The organism is Bacillus sp. AFS023182, from assembly GCF_002560575.1.
Lineage (GTDB): Bacteria > Bacillota > Bacilli > Bacillales > Bacillaceae_G > Bacillus_A > Bacillus_A arachidis.
This window is the reverse complement of the sequence record NZ_NTRO01000020.1, coordinates 128,304-147,413: the sequence shown is the minus strand read 5'-3', so window position 1 is coordinate 147,413 and position 19,110 is coordinate 128,304. Positions and strand designations below refer to the sequence as shown.

General features: G+C 35.8%; 18 protein-coding genes, 3 riboswitches and 1 other annotated feature. Of the genes, 3 read left to right on the top strand and 15 right to left on the bottom strand.

All coding sequences use genetic code 11. The features are described from left to right. Nucleotides 1–55 precede the first annotated feature (55 nt). From CN288_RS09830 to gltP, 3 genes are all read right to left on the bottom strand, one after another. Nucleotides 56–1,372, bottom strand: a complete 1,317-nt coding sequence (locus tag CN288_RS09830; RefSeq protein WP_026591268.1) for a Na+/H+ antiporter NhaC family protein — start codon at nt 1,370–1,372, stop codon at nt 56–58. A 95-nt stretch (nt 1,373–1,467) separates the two neighbouring features. After that, a riboswitch (SAM riboswitch) is annotated at nt 1,468–1,572 on the bottom strand. Nucleotides 1,573–1,724: 152 nt separating this feature from the next. Beyond that, on the bottom strand, nt 1,725–2,243 hold the full coding sequence (locus CN288_RS09825) for a DUF402 domain-containing protein (RefSeq protein WP_098302210.1): 519 nt from the start codon (nt 2,241–2,243) through the stop codon (nt 1,725–1,727). Between the two features lie 66 nt (nt 2,244–2,309). Continuing rightward, nucleotides 2,310–3,581 carry a glutamate/aspartate:proton symporter GltP gene (gene gltP, locus CN288_RS09820; RefSeq protein WP_026591270.1) on the bottom strand — a complete coding sequence of 424 codons (1,272 nt, stop codon included), beginning with the start codon at nt 3,579–3,581 and terminating at the stop codon, nt 2,310–2,312. 495 nt (nt 3,582–4,076) lie between these two features. Between gltP and CN288_RS09815 the strand changes: the two genes are divergently transcribed. Continuing rightward, the gene (locus CN288_RS09815; RefSeq protein ID WP_098302209.1) at nt 4,077–5,339 is read left to right on the top strand and encodes a murein hydrolase activator EnvC family protein; all 1,263 of its coding nucleotides are present in this window, start codon (nt 4,077–4,079) and stop codon (nt 5,337–5,339) included. Between the two features lie 138 nt (nt 5,340–5,477). Then, the gene (locus tag CN288_RS28705) at nt 5,478–5,642 is read left to right on the top strand and encodes a hypothetical protein (protein WP_170833661.1); all 165 of its coding nucleotides are present in this window, start codon (nt 5,478–5,480) and stop codon (nt 5,640–5,642) included. Nucleotides 5,643–5,723: 81 nt separating this feature from the next. On the opposite strand, the gene CN288_RS09810 is transcribed toward CN288_RS28705, so the two are convergent. From CN288_RS09810 to CN288_RS09750, 12 genes are all read right to left on the bottom strand, one after another. Continuing rightward, the gene (locus CN288_RS09810) at nt 5,724–7,082 is read right to left on the bottom strand and encodes a sodium-dependent transporter (protein WP_139265533.1); all 1,359 of its coding nucleotides are present in this window, start codon (nt 7,080–7,082) and stop codon (nt 5,724–5,726) included. Between the two features lie 111 nt (nt 7,083–7,193). Beyond that, nucleotides 7,194–7,440, bottom strand: a binding site (T-box leader). Between the two features lie 54 nt (nt 7,441–7,494). Further along, nucleotides 7,495–8,118, bottom strand: a complete 624-nt coding sequence (locus CN288_RS09800) for an NAD(P)-binding protein (RefSeq protein WP_026591273.1) — start codon at nt 8,116–8,118, stop codon at nt 7,495–7,497. Beyond that, nucleotides 8,087–8,845, bottom strand: a complete 759-nt coding sequence (locus CN288_RS09795; RefSeq protein WP_098302208.1) for a sirohydrochlorin chelatase — start codon at nt 8,843–8,845, stop codon at nt 8,087–8,089. The genes CN288_RS09800 and CN288_RS09795 overlap by 32 nt, the downstream gene beginning before the upstream one ends. A gap of 1 nt (nt 8,846) precedes the next feature. Beyond that, complete coding sequence (gene cobA / locus CN288_RS09790) at nt 8,847–9,623, bottom strand: uroporphyrinogen-III C-methyltransferase (protein ID WP_026591275.1); 777 nt, start codon at nt 9,621–9,623, stop codon at nt 8,847–8,849. A 158-nt stretch (nt 9,624–9,781) separates the two neighbouring features. Next, entirely contained in the window at nt 9,782–9,994 is a 213-nt protein-coding gene (locus CN288_RS09785) for a DUF3906 family protein (protein ID WP_090691014.1), read from the bottom strand. A gap of 13 nt (nt 9,995–10,007) precedes the next feature. After that, nucleotides 10,008–11,630 (bottom strand): nitrite/sulfite reductase, encoded by a 1,623-nt coding sequence (locus CN288_RS09780; protein WP_098302207.1) that lies wholly within the window; start codon nt 11,628–11,630, stop codon nt 10,008–10,010. 11 nt (nt 11,631–11,641) lie between these two features. Beyond that, the gene (gene cysC / locus CN288_RS09775; protein ID WP_098302206.1) at nt 11,642–12,235 is read right to left on the bottom strand and encodes an adenylyl-sulfate kinase; all 594 of its coding nucleotides are present in this window, start codon (nt 12,233–12,235) and stop codon (nt 11,642–11,644) included. 12 nt (nt 12,236–12,247) lie between these two features. After that, entirely contained in the window at nt 12,248–13,384 is a 1,137-nt protein-coding gene (gene sat, locus CN288_RS09770; RefSeq protein WP_098302205.1) for a sulfate adenylyltransferase, read from the bottom strand. Between the two features lie 45 nt (nt 13,385–13,429). Further along, on the bottom strand, nt 13,430–14,134 hold the full coding sequence (locus CN288_RS09765) for a phosphoadenylyl-sulfate reductase (protein ID WP_090691006.1): 705 nt from the start codon (nt 14,132–14,134) through the stop codon (nt 13,430–13,432). A gap of 85 nt (nt 14,135–14,219) precedes the next feature. Continuing rightward, nucleotides 14,220–14,363 carry a YezD family protein gene (locus CN288_RS09760; RefSeq protein WP_081810990.1) on the bottom strand — a complete coding sequence of 48 codons (144 nt, stop codon included), beginning with the start codon at nt 14,361–14,363 and terminating at the stop codon, nt 14,220–14,222. A gap of 70 nt (nt 14,364–14,433) precedes the next feature. Next, nucleotides 14,434–14,541: riboswitch (SAM riboswitch) on the bottom strand. 114 nt (nt 14,542–14,655) lie between these two features. Then, nucleotides 14,656–15,972: a diaminopimelate decarboxylase gene (gene lysA / locus CN288_RS09755; RefSeq protein ID WP_098302204.1), complete on the bottom strand. Its 1,317-nt coding sequence runs from the start codon at nt 15,970–15,972 to the stop codon at nt 14,656–14,658. A 179-nt stretch (nt 15,973–16,151) separates the two neighbouring features. Continuing rightward, nucleotides 16,152–16,334: riboswitch (Lysine riboswitch) on the bottom strand. 88 nt (nt 16,335–16,422) lie between these two features. After that, nucleotides 16,423–16,818 carry a DUF3888 domain-containing protein gene (locus tag CN288_RS09750; protein WP_026591282.1) on the bottom strand — a complete coding sequence of 132 codons (396 nt, stop codon included), beginning with the start codon at nt 16,816–16,818 and terminating at the stop codon, nt 16,423–16,425. 272 nt (nt 16,819–17,090) lie between these two features. On the opposite strand from CN288_RS09750, the gene CN288_RS09745 reads away from it, so the two are divergent. Then, entirely contained in the window at nt 17,091–18,977 is a 1,887-nt protein-coding gene (locus CN288_RS09745) for an LTA synthase family protein (protein WP_026591283.1), read from the top strand. The last annotated feature ends 133 nt before the right edge of the window (nt 18,978–19,110 follow it).

The following is a 19,110-nucleotide window of genomic DNA, read 5'->3' as shown; positions in this document are numbered from 1 at the left end:
ACGCCCAGCATTTATTGGCTGAGCGTTTTTATATCCTATACGATTCACATTAAGGTCAAGCTGTTTTATGATATTGCTTTTTTTCTGCTACTTTTGAAAATCGCGGAAAGCCTATTAAGATAGAAATCACACCACAAATCCCAACCAAAATTGGATAAAACGCATATGGTAACAATTCAACCGGTGACAATGCTGCAAATCCTGCTGCCGTTAACATTTGAGCACCATACGGAATCAACCCTTGTATACAACATGAGAAAAGATCCAATACACTTGCTGATTTTCGTGGATCAATTTCATATTGATCCGCAATGTTTTTTGCAAGAGGGCCAGTAAATATGATAGAAATCGTGTTATTCGCTGTGCACATATTTGTCATGCTTACTAAACCAGCAATTCCAAATTCAGCACCTTTTTTCGAACGAATATTACGTGTTAATACGTCCATTAAATACTGAATACCACCATTATATTGAATGATTTCAACCATTCCTCCGATTAAAATCGATAAAAGTACTAGCTCCATCATACCATTAATTCCTGTTGTTACACTTTTAAAGAAGCTTGCCAATGTGTAACTCCCATCAATAAGACCAATAATACCTGATAAAACCGTTCCGCCCGTTAATACAATAAGTACATTCCAACCAAGTAACGCGGTTATTAACACACCCGCATACGGTAAAATTTTCACCCAATCGAATGCATGAGCTTTTATTTCTGCATCATTTCCAAGTGTAAGCACAACCAATAATACGATGGTAATAACAGCAGCTGGTAATACAATTAAAAAGTTTGTTTTAAACTTATCCTTCATTTCCGTACCTTGCGAGCGAACCGCTGCAATTGTTGTATCAGAAATAAATGATAAATTATCACCAAACATCGCTCCGCCAACAACTGTTGCCATTACTAGTGCAATAGAAATATCTGTTTGTTGGCTAATACCGACTGCAATTGGTGCTAATGCAGCAATCGTTCCCATTGAAGTTCCCATTGCTAATGAAATAAAGGACCCTATAACAAAAATTCCAGCAACGATAAATCCTTGCGGTAAAATAGACAGCGCTAAATTAACTGTAGAATCAACTCCACCCATTCCTTTTGCTGTTTCAGAAAACGCACCTGCAAGTACAAAGATTAACACCATAATCATAATATCCGGATTACCAGCCCCTTTGGCAAACCGTTCTACTTTTGCTGTAAAACTTTCTTTTCTATTCATCGCTAATGCAATTCCTACAGCAATTAAAATCGCTACTAGTATCGGCAATTTATAAAAATCACCTGTAATGATTCCAGAACCAATAAATAGTGCTAAAAATATTCCAAGTGGTAATAATGCTAAGCCATTTCCTCTCGTTTGTTTCAAAATAACATCTCTCCCCTAATTCTAAACCTTTTCTATCCAATAACAAAAGACCTCTTCCAAAGAGAAGAGGTCTTATACATCTATAAGAAACACTCTCCTCATCTTTCAAGCACATGCTTGCTGGATTTGGCACAGCACTCTATCGTGAGTCCGCTGCCGAGGCATCGTAGGGCCAGTCCCTCCGCCTCTCTTTATAAGAAGGTTTCATATTTTATTTTTTAATAATAATTTCTTCCCTAACTTTACCCGCTTACTAATCAAAAGTCAATTATTATTTGTATAAAAATAGTTGGTATTTTTTTGATATTTATACAAAAGTACGAATAAATCAAGCATTACAAACGAAAAATATTCATTTTAATTTTTGAATTTCTTTTTCTAAAATTGTAATCCAAGGGAATTTTTCTTTTTCAATTACTTCGATAAGCCATTTTGCTGTATCCACCGATTCATTATATTCCTCTTTAGAAATATCTCCATCTCTATATGCCTCTTCTAATTCATCTTCATCAAGCAAATATATATCCCTATTAGGTAATAACACTACATCCAAATATAAATCATCAAAATATGGCATACCTCGCTCATCTATTTTATATTCTTTAGCCACATCAATATAATACTGCACTAATTCCCTTTTTTCATTTAACATAGCTGTGATGGCAAAGTTCTTATCGTTTATAAAATACTGCACCCACGTATAACCTGCATCTACAATACAAAGCTCTCGATCATTATATTTCTTATAGCTCGGCTCTTTTACCTTTTGTATACGCAATATACCTAACATACCTTGCTCTATTGCCTTTACTTCATATGTTTTCTCTATTAACCGATTCCAAGAAGAACCATCCCCATACTTTCTTTTCATTATTCCCTCTCCATTCTCTATGCAGAAAAGCCCTCACTCTATTGTGAGGGCTTTATTCATTACCAATTAAGCTGCTCGCTTCTCTGAAAGTTCTTTTAGATAAGCTTGTCCTTTTGCTTCATCATATTGACCTTCCCACTTAGACATAACAACAGCTGCTAAAGAGTTACCAACTACGTTAACTGCTGTACGAGCCATATCTAAAATACGGTCAATACCTGCGATAAATGCTAAGCCTTCCGGCGGAATACCTACTGTGCCAAGTGTTGCTAACAATACAACGAATGATACGCCTGGTACACCCGCAATCCCTTTAGATGTCACCATTAATACAAGCAATAATGTAACTTGCTGCGAAATTGATAAATCAATACCATACATTTGCGCTAAGAAAATTGCTGCAATTGCTTGATATAATGTAGATCCATCTAAGTTAAACGAATAACCTGTCGGAATAACGAAAGAAGTAATTGCTTTTGGACAACCAAACTTCTCCATTTTCTCCATAATTTTCGGTAAAACCGTTTCTGAACTTGCAGTAGAATATGCTAAAATAAGTTCATCTTTCAAAATCTTGAAGAATTGGAAAATATTAATTCCGAATATTTTCGCTGTCAAGCCTAATACAACGACAACGAAGAAAATCATTGCTCCATATACGACAATGAGCAATTTCCCTAATGGGATTAATGACGATAGACCAAATGTAGAAACTGTAACACCAATTAAAGCAAATACACCAAACGGTGCAAATTTCATAACTTGGTTCGTTACATAAAACATCGCATCTGCCACACCTTGGAAAAATTGAAGAACTGGTCTTCCTCTTTCACCAATTGCTGCAACGCCTAAACCAAATAGTACAGAGAAGAAAATGATAGCAAGCATATCACCATCAGCTAGAGATTTCACAATATTTGTCGGAACAATGTTTACAAATGTATCTGCAAAAGAGTGACTCTGTACTTGTTCTGTCGTGTGTGTATATTTAGAAATATCTGTCTTTGTTAATTTACTCATATCTACGCCTTGTCCTGGTTGGAAAATATTCGCTACCAGTAGGCCTACAACGATTGCAATTGTTGTAATGATTTCAAAATAAATAATTGTTTTTCCGCCTAATCGTCCAAGCTTCTTTACATCACCTACGCCAGCAACACCAACAACGATGCTCGCTACGACAATTGGTACAACAATCATTTTAATTAATCGAATGAAAATATCACCAATTGGTTGTAAGTATCCTACAACTGCTGTATTGCCATAAAAAATCGCCCCTACCGCAATACCCAGCGCAAGACCTATTAAAATTTGCCATGCAAGTCCAATTCTTTTCATACTTGCTGCAACCCCCTTCTTAGATGCTTTTACTCTATTTTTCTCGTTTGTTATGAAACAGTGAAATTAAGAGTATTACATATTATTCGACAATTCACTACATTTGTCCCTGTTTAAAATGATAAATCATAAAATTAAATCTGACAACAAAATAACTTTGCATGAATACAAATAATTTTCTTGACAAAAACAAAACCCATGTCAGAAAACCTAACATGAGAACGATTCCTCACTGGTGATTTATAGGTTTCAAAAAAACGATTTCATTATGAAAAATGCCAACATTTCTCACTCGTTTCACATCAAAAAAATTTTAAAATCCGATTTTGGATCCCATTACATAGTTTCAAACTGATGACAAACTCCTCCAAATCATGCTAAATTCCGACAAATCTTAGCAATTTTATAAAATTTCCTTTACATTATGATTACAACAATAGACACTCTTCTTCTCCTTATGATATATACATTCATAGAGAAGGGAGCTAGACAACAATGAAGAAGAAATTTGCAGCTTTCAGCGTTTTAGCCGCAGGGACTATTTTTGTTTCTCCTTTGCTATCACCAGCATATGCAGAAACAAGTCAAGATAAATTATCTAATATTCAAGCCGAGTTAGAAGGCAATCAACAAGAATTACAGGACAAATCAGCAGAGAAAGAACAAATTGAAAAAGAAATACAAGAATTACAGAAAAAAATCGATGATTTAACGACTTCTATTAATAAAAACGAAACTGAATTAAACGATACAAAAAAAGAAATTAGTAAAACACAACAAACAATTGCTGAAAAAAAGAAACATATTGAGCAATTACAAACTAATATTGACACTCGCCAAGATGTCATTAAACAACGACTACAATCTATGCAAGAGAAACCACGAACAAACATCATAACTGAAGTATTGATGAACTCAAACAATTTTGCCGACCTTGTCGATAATGTGTATTCTGTTAGTTTAATTTTAAATAACGACACAGACATCGTAAAAAAGCAAACAACTGATCAAGAAACTGTAAAGGCAGAAAAAGAGGCCGTTGAAAAAATAGAACAACAACTAAAAGAATCCGAGCAACAATTGGAGCAAAAACAACAAGAACTTCAGAAAAACCAACAAGAACAACAGACACTTATTAACGATTTACATACCAAAGTATCAAAAGTAGATTCTGAGATTGAAGGATTAGAAGAATCAAAAAGTATTTTAGAAAATCAACGTCAAGCTGTTCAAAAGGCGATTGAAGAAGAAAAACGCGCAGAAGAAGCTCGGAAAGCTGAAGAGGCACGTAAGGTAGAGGAAACTCGGAAACAAGCTACTACATCTTCAGAAGCTGCTCTAACACCACAAGATACAAACAAAGGTGGATTTATTAAGCCAGCAGCCGGTTCAAAAACATCTGGATTCGGCGCACGTTCTTTAGATAACCATAAAGGAATTGATATCGCTGCTTCCGGAACAGTTCCAATTATTGCAGCTGCTGATGGCGTTGTCATTCGTTCCGAGATGTCATCCAGTTACGGAAATGTCGTGTATTTATCACATCGTATCAATGGTAAAACTTATACAACAGTATACGCTCATATGAGCAGTCGTTCTGTATCGAACGGACAAACTGTAAAACAAGGCGAACAATTAGGATTCATGGGAAACACTGGCCAATCTTTCGGACAGCATTTACACTTCGAACTTCATATCGGTGAATGGAATGTAGGTAAAACAAATGCCGTTGATCCTTCTCCTTATATCGGATTATAAATAAAAAACTCGGTGCATACCGAGTTTTTTTATTTATGTCCAAATTATATTCTTTATTATAAGCCCCTTTGTTTTTAACACTTTATAGGCATTTTACATAAACTAAAACAAAATGCCTATTCATCTGGGGGGATACACATGAATATAGAACAACAAGCAGAACTACAAGAAGCCAAAGAAACATATGTTGGCCGATTATTTACGCTTGGTAGTGCGATCCTATTTTTAATTGGTTCCGTTATATCAATTGCTACAGCTTATAAGACATATACTCGTTTATTACAAACATCTACATCACAATAAAGTGAAACTTTAACCAACGAGAGTATTACTGTCCGCGAATAGCGGGATAAAATAAAAAGGCAGGGAATCCCCCTCGCCTTTTTATTTTGTAAACATTTTAAACACACCAATTGCATTCAAAAATACAATTACTACTGTTACTGGAATAATATAGCGTAACAAGAAAAACCACACGTTAAATAATGTTTTTCCTTTTGTTTCTGTAACTTCTAACTCCTTCATTAATAAATCTTTACTCATTTTATTTGGCACAAACAATGAAATCGCTAGTACTCCTAACGGCAGCAATACATTACTTACCGTAAAATCTACTAAGTCAAAAAATGTTTTCCCAAAGATTTTTACATCACTCATAACACCAAATGATAGAGCACATGGAATTCCAACGGCAAAAATGAGTAATCCGATAATAAATGATGCTGAAGGACGTTTCTTCTCATTATCTTTCGCTACAGACGCGACAACAATTTCAAGCATCGAGATTGCAGAAGTTAAAGTTGCAAAGAAGAATAAAATTAAAAACATAATAAAGAAAAATTGTCCGAATGGTATTTTCGCAAATACAGCAGGAAGAACGATAAACAGTAATCCCGGTCCTTCTGTTGGTTTAACCCCCAATGCAAAGATCGCCGGGAAAATCGCTAAACCTGCAAGTACTGTAATAAAAACAGTTAAACTTACGATGGATGTTGCTGATTTCGCTAAATGCTCCTCCTTCTTTAAGTACGAACTATACGTTACCATCACAGAGGCTCCTACCGTTAACGAGAAGAAAGATTGTCCCATCGCATATAAAATCGTATCTGCTGTTAACTTTGAAAAATCAGGTTTTAAGAAAAACTCTACCCCGGCCCATGCGCCATCAAGTGTAAGAGAACGGATAATAATAGCAATAAACAAAATAAATAATAGCGGCATCATATACTTACTTGCTTTTTCGATTCCTTTTTCTACACCTTTACTTACAACGAAAATAGTACAAAGCATAAAGATCAGCTGAGCGCCTACTGCACTAGCAGGATTCGAAATTGTTTGTTCAAACAATTTTCCATATTCAACTGCCCCGCTCCAAAAATCCCCTGTCACACTATAATATAGATATAATAAAATCCATCCACCTACGACACTATAAAAGGATAATACACTAAAACAAGTAACAACGCCCATACGACCAATCCATGGATATAATTTACTATTTGGTACTAACAATTTATATGCAGTAACCGCTTCTTTTTGTGTACTACGACCTATAACAAACTCAGCTATAAGAAGAGGCATACCAATAAACAAAGTTAATAATAAGAAGACTAGGAAAAATGCTCCTCCTCCACCATTACCTGCAACGTATGGAAATTTCCATATCGCTCCAAGTCCTACTGCGGCTCCGGCTGCTGCGAGTACAAAACCTATTTTCGACGTCCATTGCTGTGTTTCTTTCATGATAAAATCTCCTTTTCTGAATATTTACACTTTTATTAATTATACACTTTCATTTCATACTCGCACACCTCCTTTAGAAAATAAAAAAGTCCCCTACACGCTACTATGCATGTAGAGGACGATATATGTAATAGAATACCGTGGTACCACCTCAATTGGATTAAACAATCCCACTTGTTCAGGTACAGGAAACATCCGATACCCTATCCTTTTAACGGCGGAACCCGGGCTACCTACTAAAATGTTCAGCATACCTCTCGCAAGCCCATTCTGTATATTTTATCGTACCGGGCTCACACCTTATCCCAGCTCTCTGAACGCATCAAATATACGTACTCTTCTTGCTCATCGATTTCATATATTGAAGTTACTAGTGATTATAGAGTAGATTGCTATGTTTGTAAAGAAGTATTTAATCTATTCTTTTATATCCCCTTTCATCTAACTCTTGTAAAAATCTTTCCCTTTTTTGCGGATTTTGAATGTACTCAGACTTCAACACTTCTTGTAATAAAATGTGCTGTCTTCTTTTTTCTAGAGACAATTTCTTCACCTTCATTCTCGCCTCATATAAAAAATCAAGGTACCCTTCATACACATCATCATATTTTTCCGCAATATCATCTCGAATTTTTTTCGCAAGTTTTGGACTTGCACCTCCAGTAGAAACAGCAACATTGAGCTTCCCTCGATGAATAGTCGCTGGAAAATGAACATTTCCACTTTCAGGGTTAGTAATTACATTAACAAGCTGGTTTAATGATGCATCTTGTGCAATATGTTCATTTAATATCGCATCACTTGTAGCTGCTACTACTAAAAATGCATCTTCTAAATCACTTTTTTCATAGTCCTTTTGAAACCAACGAATTTGCTTTGATTCTACAAGCTTCACTAAGCTCGGATCTAAATCATGACTCACTACAACTATATCCGCTCCTTCTTTTAGTAAAGGAGCTATTTTATATGACGCTACTCGTCCACCACCAATGACAATAACTCGTTTATTTGTAATTCGAACTGTAAGTGGATACACGTTCATCTCCCCTTAAAATTTCTTCCGTCTTCTGGATCAATACCTCTTGAAACACATGATTTCTTCCCAAATAAGGACTTACATATATATTCAAATTACTATAATTGCGAACTTCTCGTTCAATATGTTTCATTAGCAATCCTGTAAATAATAAATAAGGAAGAACGACGATGCTCTCATTAGCTCGTTTTACAACTTCTTTTAACTTTTCTTCAAATCGCGGTTCTGCTGCAGCTAAATAACATACTTCTACCTTTTTAACTTTCTCTTCTTTTTCAAACAAAGAAGCAATACGTTTCATATCTTCTAATGCCCTAGGATCACTACTTCCTCTTGCGACAAGTAATAAGGTCACTTCGCTTTCAGAAACTTTAATGCCACTTCCCTCGTACGTAGCTGATACAAGGGGTTCTGAAACACCAAACGGATTTCCGTAAGTAATTGCAATGTGCGGATATTTATTTTGCAGTTTTTTCAATTCATTTGGAATATCTTCTTTCACATGCCCTGCTGCTAATAAAAAAACAGGAATAACAACAACTTCTGTTGCTCCTCTTCTTACACAAGCGGCAAACCCTTCTGAAATAGAAGGCCTTGTTAACTCTAAAAAGCACAGCTCTTGAATAGGAGCTGACACACGATTCATACAAGAAGAAACAAAATCTATTGCTTCCTCTTTCGCCTCTCGGAGCCTACTTCCATGGCATATATATAATACAGCTTTCATTTTATAACACTCCACTTACTGGATACGTAGTATCAGCCTGTTGTTCAAACCAATGAATTTTTTCACGAAAACGAACAACTTCCCCAATCACAATCATACTCGGATTTTGAATCTGCTCATTTCCGGCAATCGTTACAATTGTTCCCAACGTTCCTGTAATAGTTCGCTGAGATGATGTAGTTCCCCACTCCACAATAGCAACAGGTGTATCTTCCTCTTTTCCATGTTTCAAAAGTTGTTCACATATATAAGGAAGATTACTTACTCCCATATAAACAGCAAGCGTGTCGACCCCTTTCGCTAAGTTTTCCCACTTCACTTCTTCTTCAGCACCATCTTTTCGATGCCCTGTCACAACAGCAAAACTCGCGCTCGCGTCTCGATGAGTAACAGGAATACCTGCATATGCTGAAGCAGCAATCCCAGCTGTAATACCAGGTACAATTTCAAATGGAATACCTTGCTTCGCTAATACTTCTGCTTCTTCTCCCCCTCTTCCAAATACAAATGGATCCCCACCTTTTAAGCGCGTTACAATTTTCCCTTTTTTCGCATATTTAACAAGAAACGCATGAATTGTTTCTTGTTTCATCGTGTGATAGTTTGGGAGCTTCCCGCAATATATTAAATCTGCATTTGGCTTTGCATAAGAAAGTAATTCTTTATTTACAAGACGATCATATAAAATGACATCTGCTTGCTTGATACACTTGACTCCTTTTACAGAAATTAAATCTGGATCTCCCGGCCCTGCGCCAACAATATATACTTTTCCCATCATCTCTCCTCATTTCTACTATAAAGTGAAACTTCCATCCCTATTACGAATGGAAGTTACAATATATACCCATTTTGATTTACTGACATTTACGTCATGACTATAAAGAACAAAGGGGGATTCCCACTCGTTTTCTACCAACTTTCCAATATTTTGTATTACAACGTCTCTTGCTCATGAATGACAAATGCTGCCCCTTTTCGAATCTTCTTTTTTTCATATAGAGAGATTTCCTTAACTTCTGGCAGCGGTAAAAAATACTTCTCTAATTCTACTTCCACAAGTCTAAATGCCTGTTCTTCACTTTGTGCAACAACTACTACAGGAATAACACCATTTTCCAATACTGCTTCAAAACGATATAAATCCATATTGCCCTCCCCCCTATGATGCAATCACTTCTTCTAAAATAACATTTAACGCGGATTGTAAATCTTCTATACCAATGCGTCCAACAAACTCATAAAATGTTTCAGCTGGCAGTTTATGCTCTTTAAAATATGTTAAAAATGATACAAGAACATTTGGAAGGTCTTCCCCATCAATTTTCCCTTTTAATTTTTGGTTATAGACGCCACCATCTAATAACGTACCACCTACATAAATTTCAAACGCTTCCACAATTCCTTTTTCTTTCGTTTTCAATTTCACCCCTTGCAAACCAATGTCTGCAATTTGTCTTTGCCCACATGAATTTGGACACCCTACCATATGAATACGAACCGGAACATCTAAAACAAGCTGCGTATCTAAATAATCTGCAATATTACGTAGTCTTTCTTTCGTTTCCACTAATGCAAGGTTACAATATTCAATCCCTGTACACGATACTGCATATCCTATAAAAGATTTTGGACTTGCAGAAATAGATTCAAATAAAGGTTCTTTTAACAGTCCCTCCACATTTTCTTTCGGAATATTCGGAATGATTAAATTTTGGGAATTACATGTACGAATCTCTCCATTTCCGTACTGTTTCGCAATTCTAGCAATTTCAAAGAACTCCTCAGAATGTAAACGTCCAACAGGTACGTTAAAACCAACGTATGATAAATCACCTTGTTTTTGCTTATGAACACCGTAGAAATAACCCGCGTTCCACCCTTTTAAAGCATCTTTTCCTTTATCATGTAAAGGCCCTGTATATTCTAATAATTTGTCTTTAAATTTTTCCGGTCCCCAATCGGCAACTAAGAATTTCAAACGTGCTAAATGTCGTTTTTCACGATATCCGAAATCACGGAAAACTGTAGCAATTGCAATCGCTACTGTTTTCACTTGCTCAGGAAGGATGAACAAATCTAGCTCTTGCGCTAAATACGGACGGGCAGATAATCCTCCGCCTACTCGTAAATGAAATCCTTCCACTGTTTTTCCATCAATCTCTTTTGTAGCTGGAATAAAGGCAGCACAGTTAATTTCAGCATTTGCTGCATTATATACATTTGTGCTGATTGACATTTTAAATTTTCGAGGTAAATTCGAGAATTCTTCATTATGTTGGAAGAACTCATACACTTCTTTTACAATTGGTGCTGTATCAAATAATTCGTCACCATCAATACCAGCAAGAGGATTCCCAATGATATTTCTTGTAATATCACCGCAAGCTCCAGCTGATGATAATCCTACTTTTTCTAATCGGTCAAAAATATCTGGTATTTGACCAATTTCAAGCCAATGGAATTGAATCGCCTGCCTTGTAGTAATATCCAGAACATCACGACCATAATCTTCCGCAATCGAAGCCAATACCTCCACTTGTTCATTCGTTAAAATACCAGAAGGAATATTCACGCGCATCATAAAATATCCCGCTTCTTTTGGCCGCTGTAAATATAACCCCGCCCATTTAAATGAATCCCATTCTTCTTTTGGAATAGAATCAAATCCATGTTCAGCATAATACGGAATCGCTTTAAAAATTTCTAACCCGTCTTTTTCTAATTTCTTTTTCTCTGTAGCATTTAACTTTTCATTGTTTGCCCACACTTTTTCATAACTCATTTTTATTCCCCCTATATAAAGCTACGCTCTTGTAAGTAACCAATAATTTGTTCTGCACATTGTTCGATTGAATAAAGATTTGTTTCTACTACCACTTCTGCCTCTACAGGCTCCTCATACGGCGAATCAATACCAGTAAATTGCTTAATATCGCCTTGCCTCGCTTTTTTATAGAGTCCTTTCGGATCACGTTTCTCACATTCTTCTATTGGACACTTTACAAACACTTCGATAAATTCGTCCGTTTCAAGAATATCGCGTACTTGCTGACGATCCACTCGGAATGGTGAAATAAATGCTGTTAATACAATTGTCCCTTGATCTACAAATAACTTCGCCACTTCACCAATACGACGAATGTTTTCTGTCCGATCACTTTCGGAAAAGCCCAAATCTTTATTTAAACCATGACGAATATTATCGCCATCGAGCACATAATTCCCTATATTTCTTTCGAACAACTTCCTAGCAACCACATTGGCTACTGTTGATTTTCCAGAAGCTGATAATCCAGTGAACCAGAGCACAAAACTGTGGTGATCACTTTTCTTCCGTCTTTCTTTTTTTGAAACAGATGCTGTATGCCAAGTAATATTTCTTCCCATCTTACTCTCTCCTTATTTTGTAACGACTTCTTTTTGCAAACCACGAATTAATATTTCTATCACCTCTTTACGGCTAAATGTACTTGGCGGAATTTCTCTATTTCGTAACATCTCTCGTACTTTTGTACCAGATAAAATAACATGGTCACCTTTACTATGTGGACACGTTTTCGTAGAAGCCATCGCTTCACATTTGGTACAGTAAAAACTATGTTCAAAAAAGAGTGGTGTAATCCCTAACTCATCTACTGTAAAGTTCGCAAAAATCTCTTGCGCTTCGTACGTGCCATAATAATTACCTACCCCCGCATGATCACGTCCGACAATAAAGTGTGTACAGCCAAAGTTTTTTCTAACTAGCGCATGAAATATCGCTTCACGTGGTCCCGCATAACGCATTGCCGCTGGAAAAACACTTAAAAAGACACGATCACTCGGATAATAATTTTTCAACAGCACTTCATAACTTTCCATACGCACATCAGCTGGAATATCATCTGATTTCGTTTCACCAACAAGCGGATTCAAAAATAAGCCGTCTACAATCTCCAGTGCAGACTTTTGAATATACTCATGTGCACGGTGGACAGGGTTTCTTGTTTGAAAACCTACTACCGTTTTCCAACCTCGCTTTTTAAATTCTGCACGAGTTTCGCTTGGATCTAAGTGATAAGAAGCAAACTTATCATTTTTAAAACGCTTTACAAGCGTGATTGTTCCTCCAACATAAATATTCGGTCTATCATATAATTTTTTCACACCTGGATGGGCAATATCAGTGGTTCTATAGACAAGCAACGCTTCTTTCTCTTTATCCGGTGTAAAAATATCTTCTATTTGAATGGCACCATACGTGATTCCCTCTTTGACAAGACGAACCTCTTCACCAATTTTTAATTGCTTCGCCTTTGCTTCCGTTATTGGTAGTGTGATAGGGATACTCCATACACTCCCTTTTACTAGGCGCATTGTTTCTATTACAGATTGATAATCCTCTTTCCCTAAAAATCCTGTAAGGGGGCTATAACCACCTACTGCAAGAAGCTCTAAATCACTTAAAGCCATTTGGTCTAATTCAATTTCTTTTGTAACTCCCTTTATTTCATATGATTCATCAACGCGATTTACTAATATGTTTGTTTTACTCATTTTCCTGTCCGCCTCTTTCACATATATTTAAAAGTGCTTAAATTCTTATTGATAATGAAGGCCACATTCCGTTTTCGACTTTCCAGCCCATCGTCCGTCTCTGGAATCTCCTCCTTCTCCAATAGGCAATGTACATTTTTCACAACCTATACTTGGATACCCAACGTCGTGCAGCGGATTATACGGTAAATGATGCTTAAATACGTAACGCCACACTTCCTTCCACGTCCAATGAATGAGTGGACAAATTTTAATAGATTGAAAGCGATGATCTTGATTGATAAATCTTGTATGTTTACGTGTTTCAGATTGTTCCCTTCTCAGTCCCGATATCCAAGATTTCCCACTTGATAAAGACTCTTCCAGCGGTAAAATTTTTCTTAATTTACAACAAAGATTGGGATTATGCTCCCACAGATTATCCCCATGCTCCTTTGCTTGCTCTTCAAGCGTTAGCGAGGGTTGTTTTTCAGTAATTTTGAGATTCGGAAACCTTTCGCGCACTCGCTTAATTAAATCGTATGTTTCTTGAAAATGAACGTTTGTATCCAAAAATACAACGTTTGCAGATGGATTTACTTGATTTATAAGATGTAGTAACACCATCCCCTCTACACCAAAGCTACATGCGTACACAATATCATCCTCATAATGTTTATAAGCCCATTCTAATACTTGTAATGCTCCCTTCGTTTCATCTTCCTCAGAAAAAGAAACGAAATCCTCTTTCCACGTTTCATACGTCAGCATGTTATTTCCCCCTATAACACAAAAAGACGGTTTTAACCTAATAAAATAGATTAAAACCGCCTCTAGTTTTTCTAGTCAGCGCTTTTTACTTTAAGCGTACTTTTTCACTTTTCTCAAGCTGAATCACTTTTCCATCTTGCACAACAATTGTAATGGAACCATATTTCATACCTGCAAGCATCGTTTGAATTTTCTCAGCTACTTCGTCAAAATGTCCACGTACTCCCACGAACAGCCCCCCTTTTTATTCATAAAAAAAATCTTTTCCATTTCGAAAAGACTGTTCGGTAATATATTTTACCTTATCTTTCAAAATGGATGCCATTTTGCTGGACTTAGCACCTTGCTTTCATAAGCAGGTTGCTGAGCTTCGTAGGGCCAGTTCCCTCCGCTTCTCTTGATAAGCTTTGTATCTGTATTTTATCATAATTCTGATTTTTTTCAATCCTAGTTTTCCGATATATTTTATATTTTTTCTTTTTTAAAGGAGTTGCTCAGTCTAAGCAACTCCTTCTTATTGATTACACAAGCTCTTTTATGTGTATGCGATCGTTCCCAATTATATTTTCATATGTTTCACGTTCAACAACAACTTGCGACGCTCCATCTTTTGCAAATACTACAGCTGGTCTACGAATGCGATTATAATTGTTCGCCATAGAATATCCATATGCTCCTGTACAAGAAATTGCTAACAGATCTCCTGGAGCAACCTGTGGCAATTCTATATCCCAAATAAGCATATCCCCACTCTCACAACACTTTCCAGCAATTGAAACAACTTCTTCAGCCGCTGCTTTCCCTCGATTTGCTAACATCGCCTCATAACGTGCTCCATATAAAGCTGGTCTTAAATTATCTGTCATTCCACCATCGACTGACACATATTTACGAATACCAGGAATATTTTTTACAGCTCCTACTGTATAAATTGTTGTTCCTGTATCCCCAACGATACTACGACCTGGTTCAATCCATATTTCAGGAAGGGGATAATTATTTCGTGTAAATTGTTCTCTCACTGCATCAGTGACAGCATGCACATATGTTTCAAGTGTAAGTGGTGTATCAGCTTCCGTATATCGAATCCCAAAACCTCCACCGACGTTTAACACCGTTACAACATAACCAGTCTGTTCTCTTATTTCTTCTAAAAAGTTATACAATACTTCAATCGCCCGAACAAATCCTGCTGTTTCAAAAATTTGTGACCCAATATGCGAATGAATGCCTAACACATTATAATTTGATTTTCCTAACGCTATTTGAATTGCCTGCATTGCCTGGCCAGTAGAAACCCCAAAACCAAATTTCGAATCATCTTGCCCTGTTGTAATATATTCATGCGTATGTGCCTCTACCCCAGGTGTAACTCGAATTAATATATTTACAATTTTTCCATACTGCTGTGCTAAATCATGTAATACTTCCATTTCAAAGAAATTGTCTACTACAAAGCATCCAATATCTGCTTGTAGTGCCATTATGATTTCTTCTTCGGTCTTATTATTACCATGAAAATGAATGCGCGATGCAGGAAAGCCCGCCTGCAGAGCAGTATACAATTCACCGCCAGAAACAACATCTAACGACATATTTTCTTCACGAGCTACTCGGCACATCTCCATGCACAAGAACGCTTTACTTGCATACGCTACTTGATAAGAGAATCCACTTTCCTGGAAAGCACGATGAAACGCGTGACATTTTTCACGAATAGAAGCCTCATCGTATACATAAAGTGGTGTTCCATATTGTTTAGCTAGTTGCGCTGTATCGCATCCTCCAATTTCTAAGTGTCCTTGCTCATTGATTCGGCTTGTGCCGTGTAAATACATTTGAATTCCTCCCTTATTCCCTCTACAACTTATAACCCCAGTCTTCTATTCATTGCAGCACGCTTTTGGATAAACAAAAAACGCGCGGAACAATGTTCACACGCGTTTCTTATTAGGAATCATATATCATGAAAAAATAAACGAGTTGTTATCTTCTCAAATAAGAAACCGCATCAACATCTCCAAATAGCTCTCCATAAAATAAAATTTTATGACAGTACTACATTTATTCAATGTAGTCCCAATATATGAATGATGTGGTCAATCTTATATTTCGGCAATAGTCCCTTTCAATCTATGATCACAGATTCCACTAAATCTCCCATAGCTTACTCTTTCCTATCGCGGCCTCTACCTTTGAGAGTAGATGAGGTAATACTATTTAATTTTCAAACAGCTTATATTGGTATTAACAATACCAAACGAATAATTTATTTGTCAAACAATTTTTTACATTAATTTTTTACAATTTAATTTCGTATCATTCGGCAAGCGCTTTATATCTATTTTTTTCACAGTCCATTCTCCCTCATCATTATCAAACGTAATTCTTATTTTTTCAAATGGCGGAAGCACCTTTCCCCTTTTAACTTCATATTTTGTCACTTCAATTACAGCTTGAAATACATATGTACCACTATAAATTTTTTTTAAACTCACGATTTTGGGACAATCATATGGCTTTAGTTTTCCATAATTCTTTTCAATCGCAGCGTTTATTTTTGGAAACAATACAGAATAGAGGGCATCCTCCATTAAAGGTACATCATATTGTGCTGCAATCGCTGCTGGAGAAGAAAATAATATAAAAACACTACATAATGCTAAACAAAGTAACTTTTTCATTACAACCTCCATATTCTTACGCAACGTTTTCATCCCATTATTTTAATCAATGGATCAGCATCCATGAATTAAAGTTTCATTTTATTTTCTCCCACTTCTCTTTTTCTACTCGATTATTACAAAAATCATCCACAATCCCGCTTTGTTCTCGTATAATAGTACACATAGTATAATAATCATAATCATATAGGGCTGTTCGTATATATAGTGAAACTTCTATTCAGTAAGGTACAATCACTATAACTGTCATAAGTATAGGAGAGGAGTATATTATGTTACAACATTTGTTCCCAAAATTACGATTTGCACTTGTTGCAGTCGTTTTATTATGGATCAAAACATATATTGTGTACAAGCTAGCCTTCGATATTAAAATTGATAGCTTCTTCGAAGAAATGATGCTTTTGTTTAATCCAATTGCTTCATTGCTTTTATTTTTTGGTCTAGCTTTATTAGCATCAAAATATCGAAATCGAATTATTATTGGAATAAGCTTTTTGCTGTCATTTATTTTATTTGGAAATGCAATGTTTTATGGATTTTATAATGACTTTGTCACATTCCCTGTTCTATTCCAAACAAATAACATGGCTGATTTAGGAACAAGTATTAAAGAACTATTTACGTACAAAACATTACTTCTATTTGCAGATGCGATGATCTTAATTTTTATTTCACGTAAGTTCCCGAACTTTTGTGATAACACACCACTGTCCCGCTCTGAAAAACGAACCTTTTTTAGTGGTGTAACAGCTCTATTAGCATTGCAAGTTATTGTTTCTGTCATTCATAAGCCACAGTTATTTTCACACTCTTTTGATCGTCAAACTGTTGTGAAAAATCTAGGTTTATACACGTATCACCTATTTGACATTACACTTCAGTCTAAATCTTCTGCAGAGCGTGTATTTGCAAGTGGAGACGGTTTTTCTGAAATTAAAAACTATGTGAATTCAAAAGATAAACAAGTTGATAAAAATTTATTCGGAGCTGCAAAAGGAAAGAACGTCATTTTAATTTCAATGGAATCCACACAAAATTTTGTTATCAACAAAAAAATAAATGGAAAAGAAATTACTCCATTTTTAAATCAATTTATAAAAGATAGTTATTACTTCGATAACTTTTATCATCAAACTGGACAAGGAAAAACATCCGATGCCGAATTTATTGTAGAAAATTCATTATACCCATTAGACCGCGGCTCTGTATTCTTTACGCATGCAAAAAATGAATACACAGCAACTCCTGAACAGTTAAAAAAATACGGATATTATTCCGCTGTATTCCATTCAAATGATAAAACCTTTTGGAATCGGGATGTAATGTATCCAGCACTCGGATACGATCGTTATTTTAACCTCAATGATTATACAGGAACAGAACAAATGTCTGTTGGTTGGGGACTAAAAGATAAAGAGTTCTTTGAACAATCGATTTCAAAGCTTAAATCCTTGCCACAACCGTTTTACACAAAATTTATTACATTAACAAATCATTTCCCATTTCTTTTAAATCCAGAAGATCAATACATTAATGAGTATAATTCTGAGAGTGGTGTATTCAATCGTTATTTCCCAACCGTTCGCTATACAGACGAAGCTCTTAAACTATTTATCAATCGATTAAAAGAAGAGGGGCTATATGATAATTCAGTTATAGTTATTTATGGAGATCATTATGGTATTTCTGAAAACCATAATACTGCGATGGCACAGTTTCTCGGTAAAGAATCCATAACTCCATTTGATTCAATGCAGCTGCAACGTGTACCACTTATTATTCACGTTCCTGGTCAAGAAGGAAAAATCATTCCCAAAGTATCTGGACAAATCGATTTAAAACCAACATTGCTCCATTTACTTGGTATCAAAACAAACCAATCCATTGAATTTGGTACTGATTTATTTATAAAAAATGAAGATCCACTTATGATTATGCGTGATGGTAGTTTCGTAACAAACGATTATGTTTATACAAAAAATATGTGCTATAAAAAAAGCACAGGTGAACCTATTGATTCAGCAATTTGCCAGCCATATATTGAAAAAGCAAAAACAGAATTAAATTATTCCGACAAACTTATATATGGAGATTTATTACGATTTGATCCTAACAATACATATAAAACAGGATCAATGATAACTAAATTTGAATAAATTTCAAAGAAACCTCAAATGATAACAACTTGAGGTTTCTTTTTTCTTAATTAAATCTTTACTCTTTCATAAACATGACGATCTTATCTAGCACCCCTCTCTCTCCCTTAGCTCAACCCTCACTTTATCGAAT